The sequence below is a fragment of the Streptomyces sp. NPDC052910 genome (assembly GCF_055585605.1).
Window position 1 is genome coordinate 857,456 of record NZ_JBVJJR010000001.1, and the last position, 13,770, is coordinate 871,225.

General features: G+C 71.1%; 9 protein-coding genes and 1 pseudogene. 3 read left to right on the top strand and 7 right to left on the bottom strand.

All coding sequences use genetic code 11. The features are described from left to right. Positions 1-217 precede the first annotated feature (217 nt). The 3 genes from trhA (at position 218) to ACZ6X9_RS03650 (ending at position 3,634) form a co-directional block, all read left to right on the top strand. On the top strand, positions 218-952 hold the full coding sequence (gene trhA / locus ACZ6X9_RS03640; protein WP_469776251.1) for a PAQR family membrane homeostasis protein TrhA: 735 nt from the start codon (positions 218-220) through the stop codon (positions 950-952). Positions 953-1,397: 445 nt separating this feature from the next. Next, a complete protein-coding gene (locus tag ACZ6X9_RS03645) occupies positions 1,398-3,005 on the top strand; it encodes an MFS transporter (protein ID WP_469776252.1) in 1,608 nt (535 codons plus the stop codon). Next, positions 3,002-3,634: a TetR/AcrR family transcriptional regulator gene (locus ACZ6X9_RS03650; RefSeq protein ID WP_469776253.1), complete on the top strand. Its 633-nt coding sequence runs from the start codon at positions 3,002-3,004 to the stop codon at positions 3,632-3,634. Before ACZ6X9_RS03645 ends, ACZ6X9_RS03650 begins: the two co-directional genes overlap by 4 nt. A gap of 24 nt (positions 3,635-3,658) precedes the next feature. On the opposite strand, the pseudogene ACZ6X9_RS03655 reads toward ACZ6X9_RS03650, so the two are convergent. The 7 genes and pseudogenes from ACZ6X9_RS03655 to cas3 all read right to left on the bottom strand — a co-directional run bounded on the left by ACZ6X9_RS03655 (position 3,659) and on the right by cas3 (position 13,629). Further along, a pseudogene (locus ACZ6X9_RS03655) lies at positions 3,659-5,711 on the bottom strand (thioredoxin domain-containing protein). An 82-nt stretch (positions 5,712-5,793) separates the two neighbouring features. After that, positions 5,794-6,471, bottom strand: coding sequence for a type I-E CRISPR-associated protein Cas6/Cse3/CasE (cas6e, locus tag ACZ6X9_RS03660; protein WP_469776254.1), 678 nt, complete (start codon positions 6,469-6,471; stop codon positions 5,794-5,796). After that, positions 6,468-7,265, bottom strand: coding sequence for a type I-E CRISPR-associated protein Cas5/CasD (gene cas5e, locus ACZ6X9_RS03665; RefSeq protein WP_469776255.1), 798 nt, complete (start codon positions 7,263-7,265; stop codon positions 6,468-6,470). The genes cas6e and cas5e overlap by 4 nt, the downstream gene beginning before the upstream one ends. A 14-nt stretch (positions 7,266-7,279) precedes the next feature. Next, on the bottom strand, positions 7,280-8,467 hold the full coding sequence (gene cas7e / locus ACZ6X9_RS03670) for a type I-E CRISPR-associated protein Cas7/Cse4/CasC (protein ID WP_469776256.1): 1,188 nt from the start codon (positions 8,465-8,467) through the stop codon (positions 7,280-7,282). Next, positions 8,464-9,147 (bottom strand): type I-E CRISPR-associated protein Cse2/CasB, encoded by a 684-nt coding sequence (casB, locus tag ACZ6X9_RS03675; RefSeq protein ID WP_469776257.1) that lies wholly within the window; start codon positions 9,145-9,147, stop codon positions 8,464-8,466. Before casB ends, cas7e begins: the two co-directional genes overlap by 4 nt. A 19-nt stretch (positions 9,148-9,166) precedes the next feature. Continuing rightward, positions 9,167-10,936, bottom strand: coding sequence for a type I-E CRISPR-associated protein Cse1/CasA (casA, locus tag ACZ6X9_RS03680; protein WP_469776258.1), 1,770 nt, complete (start codon positions 10,934-10,936; stop codon positions 9,167-9,169). A gap of 170 nt (positions 10,937-11,106) precedes the next feature. Then, a complete protein-coding gene (gene cas3, locus ACZ6X9_RS03685; protein WP_469776259.1) occupies positions 11,107-13,629 on the bottom strand; it encodes a CRISPR-associated helicase Cas3' in 2,523 nt (840 codons plus the stop codon). Positions 13,630-13,770 lie beyond the last annotated feature (141 nt).

A 13,770-nucleotide genomic window follows, 5' to 3' on the forward strand; every position in this document is an offset into this window, starting at 1 on the left:
TAACGGGCCATCCGCGTGCCTGACCCGGCAGTTGGTCCGTTTCTGCACATTCGCCCCTTGGGGGCTGCGACCCAGACGCTTCGTGACCGCTCATCCGGTGCCGCCCGCACTCATTTGATCATCCGACTCCGTTTCGGTTCTGTCCAGGGGGCACTCCCGTGACCATCGCCACGTGATACCAGCCCGTAACCTACGGTCGCGTAGGTAGCATTGCCCCATGACACCCGCGTCCGACGCGGCGCATGTCGCGCCCGCAACTCCCGCCGGTGCCGCGACCACCGCGCCTTCCCCCTCTTGCCCCGAACCGCTGCCGGAAGTCGTCAAGCCGCGCCTCCGCGGCTGGCTGCACGCCGGGATGTTCCCCGCCGTCCTGATCGCCGGCGTCTTCCTCACCGCGCTCGCGGACAGCACCCGCGGCCGGATCGCCTGCGCCGTCTACGTCCTCAGCGCATGCCTGCTGTTCGGCATCAGCGCCCTCTACCACCGAGGCGACTGGAGCCCCCGGGTCACGGCCGTGCTCCGCCGCCTCGACCACGCCAACATCTTCCTGATCATCGCCGGCACCTACACGCCGCTCACCATGCTCCTGGTCCCGGGCGGACGTGGCCAGTTGCTGCTCTGGGCGGTCTGGGCCGCGGCCGCGGCCGGCATCGCCTTCCGCGTCTTCTGGGTCGGCGCGCCGCGCTGGCTCTACACCCCCTGCTACATCGCGATGGGCTGGGCGGCCGTCTTCTTCCTGCCCGACTTCCTGCGCAAGGGCGGCATCGCCGTACTCGTCCTGGTGATCGTCGGCGGCCTCCTCTACAGCGTGGGCGGCGTCATCTACGGCATCAAGCGTCCGAATCCGTCACCCCGTTGGTTCGGCTTCCACGAGGTCTTCCACTCACTGACGCTGGCGGCCTTCGTCGTGCACTACGTCGGCATCTCTCTGGTGGCCTATACGCACGCCTGACCAGCCTTCCTTTACTCGCGCCCCGTTCCGCGCACCCGACGGCCCGTCCCACCGGCCGTCCGGCAGCGGCCGGGGCGCGTTCCGTTCCCGGCGCACCCTCCGCAGCGCGCGCGGCCGCGAGGTCACGGCCACCCACCACGCCAGCCCCCCGACGCCGGCCAGCACCACGGCCACCACCGCCGGCTCACCGGCGGCCAGGTACGCACCCACGCTCAGCGTCGCGATCAGTACGGCACCGGCGTTCACCACGACACCCATCCGGGACACCCCCTTCGTTCGGCTTCTTACCGACCGTTCCCCTTCCCTGTACACAGCGTGACACACCCCACTGACAATCAGCGCTACGTCAGGAAGCGGCAAGGGGCGCGCCAATAATTGACTGTTCCGTTCTTTTGAGAGTTACTGTCAAAAGAACGGAACAGACAGAGCTGCCCGGAGGAGCGCCGTGCCCACCACGCCCACCCCGTCCCCGACCCACGCGGAACCCCGCCCCGATCCCCGCCGCTGGTGGGCCCTGGCCGCGATCGTCGCCTGCATGCTCGTGCTGGGCTTCGACGGCACGATCCTGAACGTGGCCCTGCCGACCATGGCCGTCGAACTCGACGCCGACGCCGGCACCCTGCAGTGGATAGCCGACTCCTATCTCGTCGTCTTCGCGGCACTGATGCTCCCCGCGGGCCTGCTGGGCGACCGCTTCGGCCGTCGCCGCACGCTGGTCGCCGGCCTGGTCGTCTTCCTCGCCGGCTCGCTCGTCGGCACCTTCGCCCAGGACGCGGGCACCGCCATCGCCGCCCGCGCGATCATGGGAGTCGGCGCGGCCTTCATCATGCCGCTCGCCATGTCCGTGCTCCCCGCCCTCTTCACACCCGACGAGCGGAGCAAGGCCATCGGGGCGGTATCCGGTGCCTCCGCGCTCGGCCTGCCCCTCGGACCGATCATCGGCGGGCTGCTGCTCGACCACTTCTGGTGGGGCTCGGTCTTCCTGGTCAACGTGCCGCTCGTCGGCGTGGCCGTCGTCGCCTGCCGCTTCCTGCTCCCGGAGATGAAGGCCCCCGCGGCCCCCGGCGTCGACGGGCTCGCCACCGTGCTCACCGTCGGCGGCCTCGGAGCGCTCGTCTACGGCGTCACCGAGGGCCCCGACCGCGGCTGGACCTCCCCGGCCGTCCTCGGCACGCTCACCGCCGCCGTCGTCCTGCTCACCCTGCTCACCTTGCGATCACGTCGACAGGAACGGCCGATGCTCGACCTGACGCTGCTCCGGCACCGCGGCTTCCGGTGGAACACCATCGCCGCCGCCCTGGCGATGTTCATCTTCACCGGCCTGCTGTTCTTCCTGCCCTCCTACCTCCAGACCGTGCGCGGCAACGACGCCTTCGGCACCGGTCTGCGCATGATCCCCATGCCGGTCGGCATGCTGATCGCCTCCCGGCTCGCGCCGCCGCTGACCCGCCGACTGGGCGTGCGCGTCGTCATCCCCGCCGGACTCGTCCTGCTCGGCCTCGGCACACTGCTCGGCAGCCGGACCACCGTGGGCGACGGTTACGCGCTCACCGCGGCCTGGCTGGTCCTGGCCGGTGCCGGCGTCGGCATCGCTCTGATCCCCGCCATGGACAGCGCCCTGGGCGCACTGCCCCGGGAGCGGGTGGGGGTCGGTTCGGGACTGCTCATGACGCTGCGCCAGGTCTCCGGGGCGATCGGCGTCGCGATCCTGGGCAGCCTGCTCACCGCCGCGTACCGCGCGCACCTGGAGACGCCCCGGATGCCGGCCGCCGCCGCGGAGGCGGCGGAGGAGTCGGTCACCGCGGCCCACCAGGTGGCGGCCGGGCTCGGCGACGCCGCCCTGACCCGCTCGGCGGACGCCGCCTACCTGCACGGCATGGACCTGGCCCTGCTGGCCTGCGCCGGCACCGCCTTCGCGGCGGCGCTCCTGATCGCCGTCTTCCTGCCCGGCGGCCGCGTACGGCGGCCCGGCCCACCCGCCGCGGCGCCGACCGCTGCGGACTCCGCTGTGGCTGCCGCTGTGGTCGTCGAAACACCGGATGCCCGACAATGACGGTCATGGCCTCCGCACCAACCTCCCCCACCGCCCAGCCGGGTCCCCGGCTCGGGCTGCGTGAACGGAAGAAGATCCAGACCCGCCAGGCGATCCGCGACGCCGCCTACCGGCTCTTCGAGGAGCAGGGGTACGACGCGACGCCGGTGGACCAGATCGCGGAGGCCGCCGACGTCTCGCCCAGCACCGTCTTCCGGTACTTCCCGACCAAGGAGGACATCGTCCTCACGGACGAGCACGACCCCGTCCTGGAGGCGGCGCTCCGGTCCCGCCCGGCCGACGAGCCTCCCCTGCGCGCGATCCGCAACACCGTCCTGGAAGGCCTGCGGGACATCATCGGCGCCGCCGGCCCCGAGATGCGGATGCGCAGCCGGCTGATCCGGGACGTCCCCAGCCTGCGCGCCCGCGCGGGCGAGGGCATGGTCGAGTCGGCGCGCCTCCTGCGCTCCGTCCTGGCCGAGCGCACCGGCCGTCCGGAGGACGATTTCGAACTGCGCGTCGTGACGACCGCCGTGCTGGCCGCCATGCAGGAGGCGGTGATGGTGTGGGTGGACGAGGGCCAGACCGGCGATCCGCTCGACTACCTGCGGCGTGCGCTGGACATGCTGGAACGGGGCCTCAGCCTCTGAGCGCCTCCCCGCCCCCGGGCGGGTTCACCTCCCCCTCAGCTTCGCCGCCAGCTCCTCCGGATCCGAGGTCGGCGCGTCACAGGTGAAGCCCCGGCACACATACGCGGCCGGGCGGCCGGCCAGCAGCGGCCGGTCCGCCAGCAGCGGCACCTCGGCGGCCGTCGCGGAGGCCGGCTCTCCCAGGGCGACGGCCAGCCCCGGTCGCCGGGAGAGCAGGGCGGCACGATGCAGTTCCCGGGTGGCCGGATCCTCGAGGGGGCCGACGACGGCGACCTCGTACGGCCCGTCGAGCAGCGCCTCGGCCACCGCCAGCCCCCAGCCGATGAAGCGCGGCGCCTTGGGCCCGAGCACCCGGACCACCCCGAGCGCCCGCTCGGCCGCTTCCCGGTGCGGCGCGCTGCCCGTGAGCGCCGCGTAGGCAAGGAGCGCTCCGGCGGCCGCGGTCCACCCGGAAGGAGTGGCGTTGTCCGTCGGATCCTGCGGACGACGGATCAGGGCCTCGGCGTCGTCCGCCGTGTCGAACAGAGCCCCCTCCTCGTCACGGAACCGGATCAGAACGGTGTCCAGCAGCAGCCCCGCGAAGTCCACCCAGACACCCTCACCGGTGACGGAGGACAGTGCGAGGAAGCCCTCCGCCACGTTGGCGTAGTCCTCCAGCACACCCGCGTGACCACCGGCGACGCCGTCCAGGGAGGTGCGGAAGAGGCGGGCGTTCCAGTCCATGTGGGTGCGGACGAGCAGGTCGGCGGCGTCCGTCGCGGCCTGGACCAGGTCGGGGCGGTCGAAGTAGGCGCCGGTCTCGGCGAGCGCGGCGACGGCCAGGCCATTCCACCCGGCGACGATCTTGTCGTCCCGTCCGGGCCGGGGCCGCCGGGCGCGGGCGGCCAGCAGCCGTTCCCGGATCGAGGCGATCCGCTCCGCGTCCACCAGCCGCTCGCTGTCCGGCAGTTGCAGGACGGACGCGCCCTCCTCGAAGGTCCCTTCCTCGGTGACGCCGAAGTAGTCGGCGGCGAGCTCGGCGTCCGCCTCCCCCAGCGTCTCCCGGAGCTGTTCGGGAGTCCACACGTAGTAGGCGCCCTCCCGATGCCGGCCCTCGCCGTCGTCGCTGTCCGCGTCCAGGGCGGAGGCGAAACCGCCCTGCTCCGTACGCATCTCCCGGACCAGGAAGTCGGCGGTGTCCAACGCCACCCGCCGCGCCGCGTCCGAGCCGGTGGCCCGCCACAGGTGCGCGTAGACACGGCACAGCAGGGCGTTGTCGTACAGCATCTTCTCGAAGTGCGGCACGACCCACCCGTTGTCCACGGAGTACCGCGCGAAACCGCCGCCCAGTTGGTCGTGGATCCCGCCCCGCGCCATGGCCTCGCAGGTCGCCGTCACCATGTCGAGGGCGGCGGCGGACCCCGTGCGGACGTGGTGGCGCAGCAGGAACTCCAGCACCATCGACGGCGGGAACTTCGGCGCCCCGCCGAAACCACCGCGCACCGCGTCGAAGTCACGCGTCAGCGCCATCAGCGCGAGATGCAGCTCGTCGGCGCCGGGCGGCGGCCCGCCGGCGACGGCCAGGCTGCGCTGCGACAACTCGCCGACGATCCGCCCGGCCACCTCCCCCACCTCCTCCCGCCGGTCACGCCACGCGGCCGTCACCCCCTCCAGCACCTGCCGGAAGGAGGGCATCCCGTGCCGCGGGTCGGGCGGGAAGTAGGTCCCGAAGTAGAAAGGCTCGGCGTCGGGCGTCAGGAACACGGTCATGGGCCAGCCGCCCTGCCCGGTGGCGGCCTGCACCGCCTCCATGTAGACGGCGTCGATGTCGGGCCGCTCCTCACGGTCGACCTTGACGGCGACGAAGTGCCCGTTGAGGTAGGCGGCGGTCTCCTCGTCCTCGAAGCTCTCGTGCGCCATCACGTGACACCAGTGGTCAGCCGGCTAAGTGGCACGACGAATAGCCCACCGACAGAAGGATGGGTACGTCGCGCCTCTTTGCCTCTTGCATCGCCTCCTCTCCCCATGGCCACCAGTCCACAGGATTGGCGGCGTGCTGGAGGAGGTACGGCGACTGGGAATCGGCCAGTCGGTTCATGCCGGTATCGTCGCACGCTCCGGGCCGCCGGGCCCGGCAACGGGCGGTTCCCGCCGAGAAAGAAGGCGGTGCGGCGCCTCCTTCACGAGGCGTCTCTCCCCCGGCCGGCCTCTTCCCGTCGCAAGGGCACCACGCTCAACAGACCGCACCCGTACGGCTTCCCCCTCCCGATTCCCTCGCGGACCGCATGCCGAAGAGCGGCGGGGTCCCGCACGGTGGCCGTGCCGTCGAACTGGGCGAGGTGGTGTTTCATGCGTGTCCGGCCGGGTGTCCGGCTGGTCAGGGGGTGGCGGGGGCTCATCAGGGCGGACTCGAGGTGCAGGCCGGCCTTGGCGGCGCGGAGGCGCCACCACTCCTCGGCCGCCTCCCCGAACAGGGATACGCGCTGCCCGGCGCGCCCCCATCCGTTCTCCTGGGGACCGTTGAGCTGCTTGGAGGGGTTCCCGGCGATGCGGTAGCGGACCCGCATGCCCTCCGTGAGCACGTCGAGATGACTCTTGAGCCGCACCATGCCCGTTTCGGCGTAGCCCTCGGGGAGGCGGGAGACGTCGGGCCGGACGACGCTCTGCACGAGCACGCGGACCACGCCTCGCTCCGCTTCCGTGCGGAACAGGACCCCCACCTCACTGCGGGGGGTCGGTGAGGACCACGCCGGGAAGAGGGACATGACACGCCGGTGCATGCAGTGGGCGTCGTTCAGGTCGTTCAGGACGTCTCCCCGGCGGAGGTCAGGGGTGAGACGGGTCAGCCAGAGACTCATGGGGTGTCCGATCCTGCGGTATCGCACACTCCGGTGTCCTTCGGTGCGGTGGCGCGGTACGCGGGGGCCGCCGGGCCGGCGAGCGGCCGGAGCACAGCCTCCGTCACGGGCACGTGGTCGGTGCGGACCGCGCGCGGCCCGTGCCGGTGACGGCGGAGCGAGAAGGAGACGGGATGGTCGTGGCGCAGTTCTGCCCGCTCGCAGACGGGGGCCGTGTCACGCACGGTACGCAGGTGGAGGGGGGTGCCCTGGGCGAGAAGATCACGTGCCCTCCGCACCTCGGTCGGCCGGTTCTCCAGCCAGGGGTGCTCGGCGAGCGCCTCGTCCAGCGACCACGCGCGGACCGATTCGGTGATGTCCGGCTGGACCACGGGCAGGGCCGGCACGAACGCCTTACGGCCGAAGTAGAGGGGCCAGCGGGGGTGGCGGAGCGCGTGGTAGAGACGGTGAATTTCGTCGGTCTCGCCTTCCACGGCGGTGAGGAAGAGCGCGCCCGAGAGGTAGAAACGTTCGCTGACGACGGTGGCACCGGCACCGCCTTCGGTGTTCGGGACCCGCGAGACCGTGTGGTAGTCACGCTCCAGGTCGCCTTCGCGGTCCACGCGTACGCCCAGGGGCAGCCGGGCGAGTTCGGCGATGCGGCGGTCCGCGTCCCGGGGGATGCCGAGAGCCGCGGCGAGGAGCCCCACGACGCCGGACTTGGTGGGTTCCCGCGCGGTGTCGCGGCGGTCGAAGCGGGACGCGGTGCCCCAGGACTGGAGGGGGGCGTCGAAACGCATGGTGAGGGTGGCCATGGCCGTGCCGCGCCTCACAGCCCCGCGGCGCCGACGAGACCGTCGACGAACGCCTCGACGCCCGCGGCCCGTCGGGATCCCGGCGGCTGGTGGTCACCGCCGGTGCCGGCCGGTTGGAGGGCGCCGTAACAGACGTCGCGGATCTCCCCGTCACCGTAGAAGGCGCGGATCTCGTGGAAGTAACGGGTCATGCGTTCCGCGGACGCCTCCATCAGGTCGGGGACGTCACCGACGGGTGAGAGGAAGGCGTTGGCCAGGTTCCACGCGCCGTCGGTGCGGACGACTCCGAGCAGCGTGTCGGGGACGGTCGGCGCGGCCATGGAGTTCTGCTTGCCCTTGGGAACGGCGTGGACGAAGGAGAGCAGCCAGGCCCGGACGCTGCGGGTCAGCAGGTCGGCGTCCTCGGTGGTCAGCGCCGCGGGTGACGCGGTGTCCTCGCCGAAGAGGTTGCGGAGGAGGCGGTCGGTGTCGAGGTTGGCGTAGCGGTAGTAGCAGGCGGCGTTGAAGTCGATGGTGCCCATCATGTCCGCGGCCGGTTCCGCCGCCGGACGCATGTCGTCCAGCGCCGTGTAGAAGTCGAACTCGTTGGCCACCGCGTGGGTGGACAGGGAGTGGGCCACCTGGCTGGCCGAGATGACGGAGAAGTCCTGGTTGTCGGCGACCATGCGGCCGAAGAGGGCGATGTCGGCGACGCGGGTGGCGTCGAACACCTTCCTGGCTTCGGCGAGTTGCTGCTTGTTCGGCTTGGCCTTGGTCCGGCCCTTCCCGGACGTGGACTTCCGCTTCTTCTCCACGGCGTCGTGGAGCGCCTTCCAGTTCTCCTGGCAGTAGTCGGCGAGGTAGCGGACCGCGTCCGGACCCACGTACAGCAGGTACTCGGAGCGCCCCCGGTCCTCCGTCACGCCGAAGCCGAAGGTGGCCAGGCCCTCCGCGGCGACGGACTGCGCCTCCGCCGGGTCACAGCCACGGCGTTCGGCGAGCAGCGCACCGGCGCGCTCGGGGAGCTGCTTGGTGCGCAGGCCCAGCTCGTCCGCGCCCAGCCCCCGCTTGGCGAACAGTTCACGGGCGGCGCGCTTCAGCGACTGGCTGGACACGCGGGCCCGGGTGGCCCCGCCGAACCGCACGGTCTTGGGCTGGCCGATGTCATCCCGGTTGAGGTTGCTGACCGGGAAGGACTGGAGGAGGTGGAGTTCGATGATCATTCGGTTTCCTTCGGGGCCTGAGCCGTTGCCGGTTCCGTGGCGAAGTACGCGTCTGAGGCGTCGGCCGTGTCCGGGTCGGAGGCGTCGGCGGAGCGGGGCCGGGCGGCCGTGTGGTAGTCACGGATCCAGCTCAGCCGTACCCGCTGCCTCTCCTCGGTGTGGCGGCCGGTCGGGTCCTGCCGGAGGAGGACGACGAGATCGTCCAGCAGCCGGTGGTAGTTCAGGCCCGAGCCGGTCCCTCGCAGGAGCTGGACGGCTTGGCGCAGATAGTGCTCCAGGGCCGCGCCTTCCACGGCGACGAGCTGGGTGAAACGGCGGTCCACGGCGCCGCCTCGGTCGCGCGCCAGGTCACCGAGGGACTTGGCGAGGGTCGGCGCCTGGGGACCGCCGGTGGAGCGGGGCAGCGGACGGAGGGCGAAGAGACCGGCCACCAGAAGCCAGACGCGCAGTTCCGCCTCGGGCGGGTCGTGCGGGATCACCAGCCCGTACGCTTCCGCCTCCTGTTGGCCGCCGACGAAGCTCCGTCTCAGCACGGCCAGTTCGGCGCGGCTGCGCGACGCGAGGTGTGCCTCGCCGGATTCCCGGGCGGTGGCCAGGGAGTGGAGGTGGGAGACGAAGGCTCCGCGTCGGCCGCGGAGCGTGGCCCGGGCGGGGGGAGGCGCGGGGGCGTGGTCGGTCATGCGGTGGTTTCCTCCGGGTTCACGGCGCGTTCTCGGCGCCGGGCGCGTCCGGGCCCTCGGTGTAGCGGGCAAGGTTCTCGCGGTGCCTGTCGCGCAGCCAGCGACTGGTGCCGAGGAACTTCGCGTAGCAGGCGCCGGCCTCCAGCAGCTCGCGTTTCCGTCGGCCGGTGTTCTCCGCCCAGCGTTCGGCCGCCCGTTCGGCGATGCCGGTGACGATGGCGTCCCAGCGGCCGACGGCCCGCTCGATCTCGGCGTCGGTGGCCACGGCGGCACCCAGTTCCCGGAGGAAGTCACCGAACGGCGCGGCCAGCCGGGGCCAGTAGTCGAGCTGGAGGGCACTGTGTCGCGGCGTGCGGGCCGGGTCGGAGGTCGAGGGCAGAAAGCTGCGGCGGTAGGCGTACTCCATGCTCCGCAGGGCATTGCCCAGATCGTCGGCGTAAGCCACGGATTCCCCGATGACGTGACCGATTCGGGGATCGCGCGCACGGATGAGGGCGACGGGTGCGGGGATCGCCTCTTCGTACCAGGCGACGACCTTGCTGAGGTGTTTGTCCAGGCTCTGGCCGAAGATTCGCAGTGTGAAGACCGTCTCCTGCGGGACGACCGAGGCGCCGTCCACATGCGAGACCGCGAGGGGCCGCAGCCGTCTGGGCTCGGTGTCGGGGGCCAGCGCGGGTACGTGCTTGTTCTTCGGCGTCGCCTTCTTGGCGCTGCTGTCCCCCGTCCAGGCTCTTCCTGAGAGGTCCCACCGTGCGGTCGCGGAGAGCAGCAGCTCCTGCGTGTACTGCCAGACGCCACGCTCGCCCCGGAGCCGGACGGGATGTTCCTTGGCGTCACGGGACTCGGCACGCCATCGGGCCCGGAAGGCCGCCATCGGCTCGACGTCCTGAGAGAGATCGACGCCCAGCCGGGTCCCCGGGGTGCGGATCACGCCCGCGACCGTCAGGCTGCCGTCCGGCTCCTCGGCGGGGAACAACAGCACCCTGCGGGACGGCCAGGTGAGCACGTCGGTGAGCCCCTCGGGCGGCCGCCCCGGATCGGGCTCGGGCCGGTGCACCTCGTCCCCCTCCCACGCGGGGCGGTCTTCAGGGCCGGTGCCGATCGGATGGCCCTCGTCCGGACGGTACTTGACGAGGTTGAGCAGGAGCGTACGCCGGAGGGTGTCGCCTTCCAGGAGCACGCACCCGAACTGGCTGCCCAGTGCCGCCTGCGAACTCGCCGGACTCTTGAGGTACCCGGTCTTGTTGCCACCCGTGTCGTACAGGTGCAGGGTGACCAGCCAGCGAGCGGCCTCGGCGGCACTGATGCGCGGGCGTTCCTCCGCTGTGGTGTGGTCGAAGAGGGTCCTGCTGTTGCCGGCCGCCCACGGCACGACGAGCACCGCGGTGCTCTGCGACACCTCCGCCTCCTTGGCCGGGTTCCACGACGGGCGGCTCACGAGGGCCGGGCACTGGAGAAAGGGCCGCTGCTCGTCGAACAGGTCGAACCGGTCGGCGTGGCGGTGGAGGTAGTCGTCGAGTCGCCGGCGGAACTCGTCGTTCTTGTCGAGAAGATGGTCCTGTTCGGCCAGCCACAGGGCGTCCCAGTCGGCGTTCGTCGGCTGGAAAGCGCGGTGCAGCAGGGCGAGCACCAGCCGGTGCAGGGCAGCGGTCATGGTCGGGCTGCCACCGACCAGGCGACGGTAGCGGTGCGCGTTCACCACGAGGTCCGTGAGGCCGACCTCGACGGTCCGGTCGGAGTCCAGCGGAAGCACGGGGAGCCACGGCTCTTGCAAGAGGTCGTACCCCACCTGTGTTCCTCCCCCGGTCCCCATGGGCAGCAGCAGTCTTGCAGATCATGTGATTGAGCAGGGGGGATTTCGGTCAGCTAGTGCCGCTTTTCCGGAGGGCATGCATCCGAGCCGGTGGCAAGGACGGCCGGTGTCCGTTCCGTCCCGCCTGCGGTTGGGCAGGGGCCGGGTCACGTGCGGTGACGGCTCTCCGCGTCGTACCCCTGCTTGCGGGTGCGGCGGGTGCTGCGGGGGGACCGGGTGAGGTCGTGAAGGGACCACTCTCCGTACGGCGCCGGGAGGCGGTCGGCGCGGGGACCCCATCGGTCCTTGTCACGGTGTTTCTTGAGCCGCTGCTCGGCGTCGGCCCACTGCCGTTCCCAGCCGGGCGGAGGCGGGAGGGTTTCGTCGTCGTAGACGGCGTCGATCAGTTGCTGTACTTGGTCGGGACGGATCTCTTTCCGGCCCTCCAGTTGGGCCAGTGTACGGAGGAGCAGTGCCTCTTCGTAGACGCCGGTGCTGTAGCCGAACTTCCGCACCTTCTTGGACCCGTCCTTGAGCCTGGGCACGTCGATGAGGATGAGGCGCAGTTCCGGTCGTCGGCCGTGTGACCGGTGGCGGCCGATGCGCCCCGCACGCTGGATCAGGCTGTCGATCGGAGCCACGGCGCTGATCACGAGGTCGAAGTCGAGGTCGAGGCTGGTTTCCAGAACCATCGTTCCCATGACGACCGCGCCCCTGGGGCGAACCTTGGTGCTCCCAGGGGGTTGGGGGCCGAAGCAGGTACGGAGCCGGGACTCCGTATGGGTGCGTTCCGTTTTCGACAGCCTGCCGTGCAAGATCTCCGTCACCTGCGGCCGGTCGCCCGCGGGCTGGTCACGAATGGCCTCCCGCAAGCGTGCCCAGTCCTCCTGCAAAGCCTTGTGGTAGTTGTGAATCACCAAGACGTTCTTGCCATCGGCCGCCTCTTCCACCGCCCTGGTGACGACTTTGTCCGAACCGATCCATTCCAGTCCGACGGTGCGTCTCTGATTCACGTCCGCCACGTTGAAGGTCGCGGTGGTGGGAGCCTCTCGGCTCTCCGCGTCCGCGTAGACCAGGCGAGGGTAAGCCGTTGTCACAGCGACGTCCGGGGTCGGCAGCATCCGCGGCGGGACGCCCAGCGCCCCCGCGCGCCAACTGTTGATCAGCGCATGTTGCTTCCGCGTCGAGAGCGTCGCCGACAGCAGAACCACCGGCACCCGCAGCGCTCCCAGCCACTCCAGCGCCTTCTCGAACAGCGTGCTCATGTGCACGTCGTAGCTGTGCACCTCGTCGAACACGACCACCTTTCCCGCCAGCCCGGCGAGTCTGACGAAGACGTGCCCGGAACGGATGACGCCCTTCAGCACCTGGTCGACGGTCCCCACTCCGAGGGGGTTCAGCAGGTCCGCCTTGGGCAGCCGGAACCACGAGCCGGCCTCCTTGTCCCCGTCGCACCCGTACCCCGCGTCGGCTGGAGCCCCCACACCGTCCTCGGCCACGCCGCGCGGCGTGATGCGCCGCAGCCGTCCGGAATCGGTCCTGCGCTCCTTGATGTACTGGGCCGCCGAGCTGTGGACCAGCATCAAGCGGCCGGTGTCCCCCAAGGGCACCAGCAACTCGTCGGCCACCTCGTACGCCTGGTTGCTGCTGGCCTTGGTCGGCATGGCGAGTTGGAACCCGCGCAGGCCGAGCCGGCCCACCAGCGACGTCACAGCCTGGAGCGCCGCTTTGGTCTTGCCCTCGCCGGTCGGCGCGCAGAGCAGGTAGATGCCCGCGCCTTCCGTCTCCGCGACCGCGCGTTCGAGCGCCGTCTGAAGTTCGCGCCGCTCCGTGGCGTCAGGGAAGAGGGCCGGGAAGGAGGTGTCTTGGGGCGGCTGCCACGGTGTCCAGCGAAGGGAGTCCACCTTCGCGGCTTCGGTTTCCGGCACGCTCGTGGCATAGGAGGGGAGGTGCACGGTGTGCCCCGCGTACGTCTTCTGCGCTCGGGAGGACGCGATCCAGTCGCTGACGGAGGTGAGTGCGGCCAGGGCCAGTTCCGCCGGCCCGTCCATGACCACGGCGGACCAGTTCCGTGACGCGGGATCGGCCGTCGCAGGTCCGCGCAGCTCACAAACGGTCCGGGCCAGCGTGCCCGCACGGTGGGCCCATGCTTTGCCTCCCGTCGCGCCAGGGGAGTGGAAGAGCTGCTTCACCTCGTCCCGGCCGGCCACATGACCATGGTGTCCGCCGAGGACCGCGCCGATGGAGGTGGCGGTGTCCGGTCGTGCGCCCCAGTCCAAGAGGAGTCGCTCCATGTGGAGGGCGGTCAGTTTGCCGTGCGGGATGTCGGTCCGGACGCCCGACGGCCGCGTGCCGCTGTGGAGCCTGCGGACGGACTGGCGGTCCTCGTCCGGAAGCAACTGCTCGGCCACGTCCGTGCGCAGACTTTGGAACGTCGGTGAACACTTGCCCAGGTCGTGCAGGCCGGCCAGCAGCGCCGCCCATTCCCGCGCTTCACCCAGTGGTTCCAGGGCGAGGGTCAGCCGCTCTTTGAGGAAGGGCCCGAGCAATCGGTCGAAGAGCAGGTGCGCCACGGCCGCCGTGTCGAGCGCGTGACAGACGAGGGGGTGGGGCAGGGAACCTCTGCCCAGTTTGCCCCAGACCTGGCAGACGTCACTGTGCTGCGGCGGCTCGGCGGTCGGGAAGCGCATGAAGGCATCCAAGCGCCAGACGCCTCCTTCGTGCACCCGTTCTCCCGATCTCATCCAGGGAATTCACCGGGAGCCTGGGCCTGTCCCGGTCGCGTCCCCCGGAGTTGTCCACAGGGGGTTATCCACAGGCCTGCCGGAATC

Excerpts from the sequence above, each read along its gene's own strand:
- ACZ6X9_RS03650 (WP_469776253.1), top strand. The coding sequence starts at position 3,002 with ATGACGGTCATGGCCTCCGCACCAACCTCCCCCACCGCCCAGCCGGGT.
- cas3 (WP_469776259.1), bottom strand. The coding sequence starts at position 13,629 with ATGCGCTTCCCGACCGCCGAGCCGCCGCAGCACAGTGACGTCTGCCAG.
- trhA (WP_469776251.1), top strand. The coding sequence starts at position 218 with ATGACACCCGCGTCCGACGCGGCGCATGTCGCGCCCGCAACTCCCGCC.
- cas7e (WP_469776256.1), bottom strand. The coding sequence starts at position 8,467 with ATGATCATCGAACTCCACCTCCTCCAGTCCTTCCCGGTCAGCAACCTC.
- cas5e (WP_469776255.1), bottom strand. The coding sequence starts at position 7,265 with ATGGCCACCCTCACCATGCGTTTCGACGCCCCCCTCCAGTCCTGGGGC.
- casB (WP_469776257.1), bottom strand. The coding sequence starts at position 9,147 with ATGACCGACCACGCCCCCGCGCCTCCCCCCGCCCGGGCCACGCTCCGC.
- cas6e (WP_469776254.1), bottom strand. The coding sequence starts at position 6,471 with ATGAGTCTCTGGCTGACCCGTCTCACCCCTGACCTCCGCCGGGGAGAC.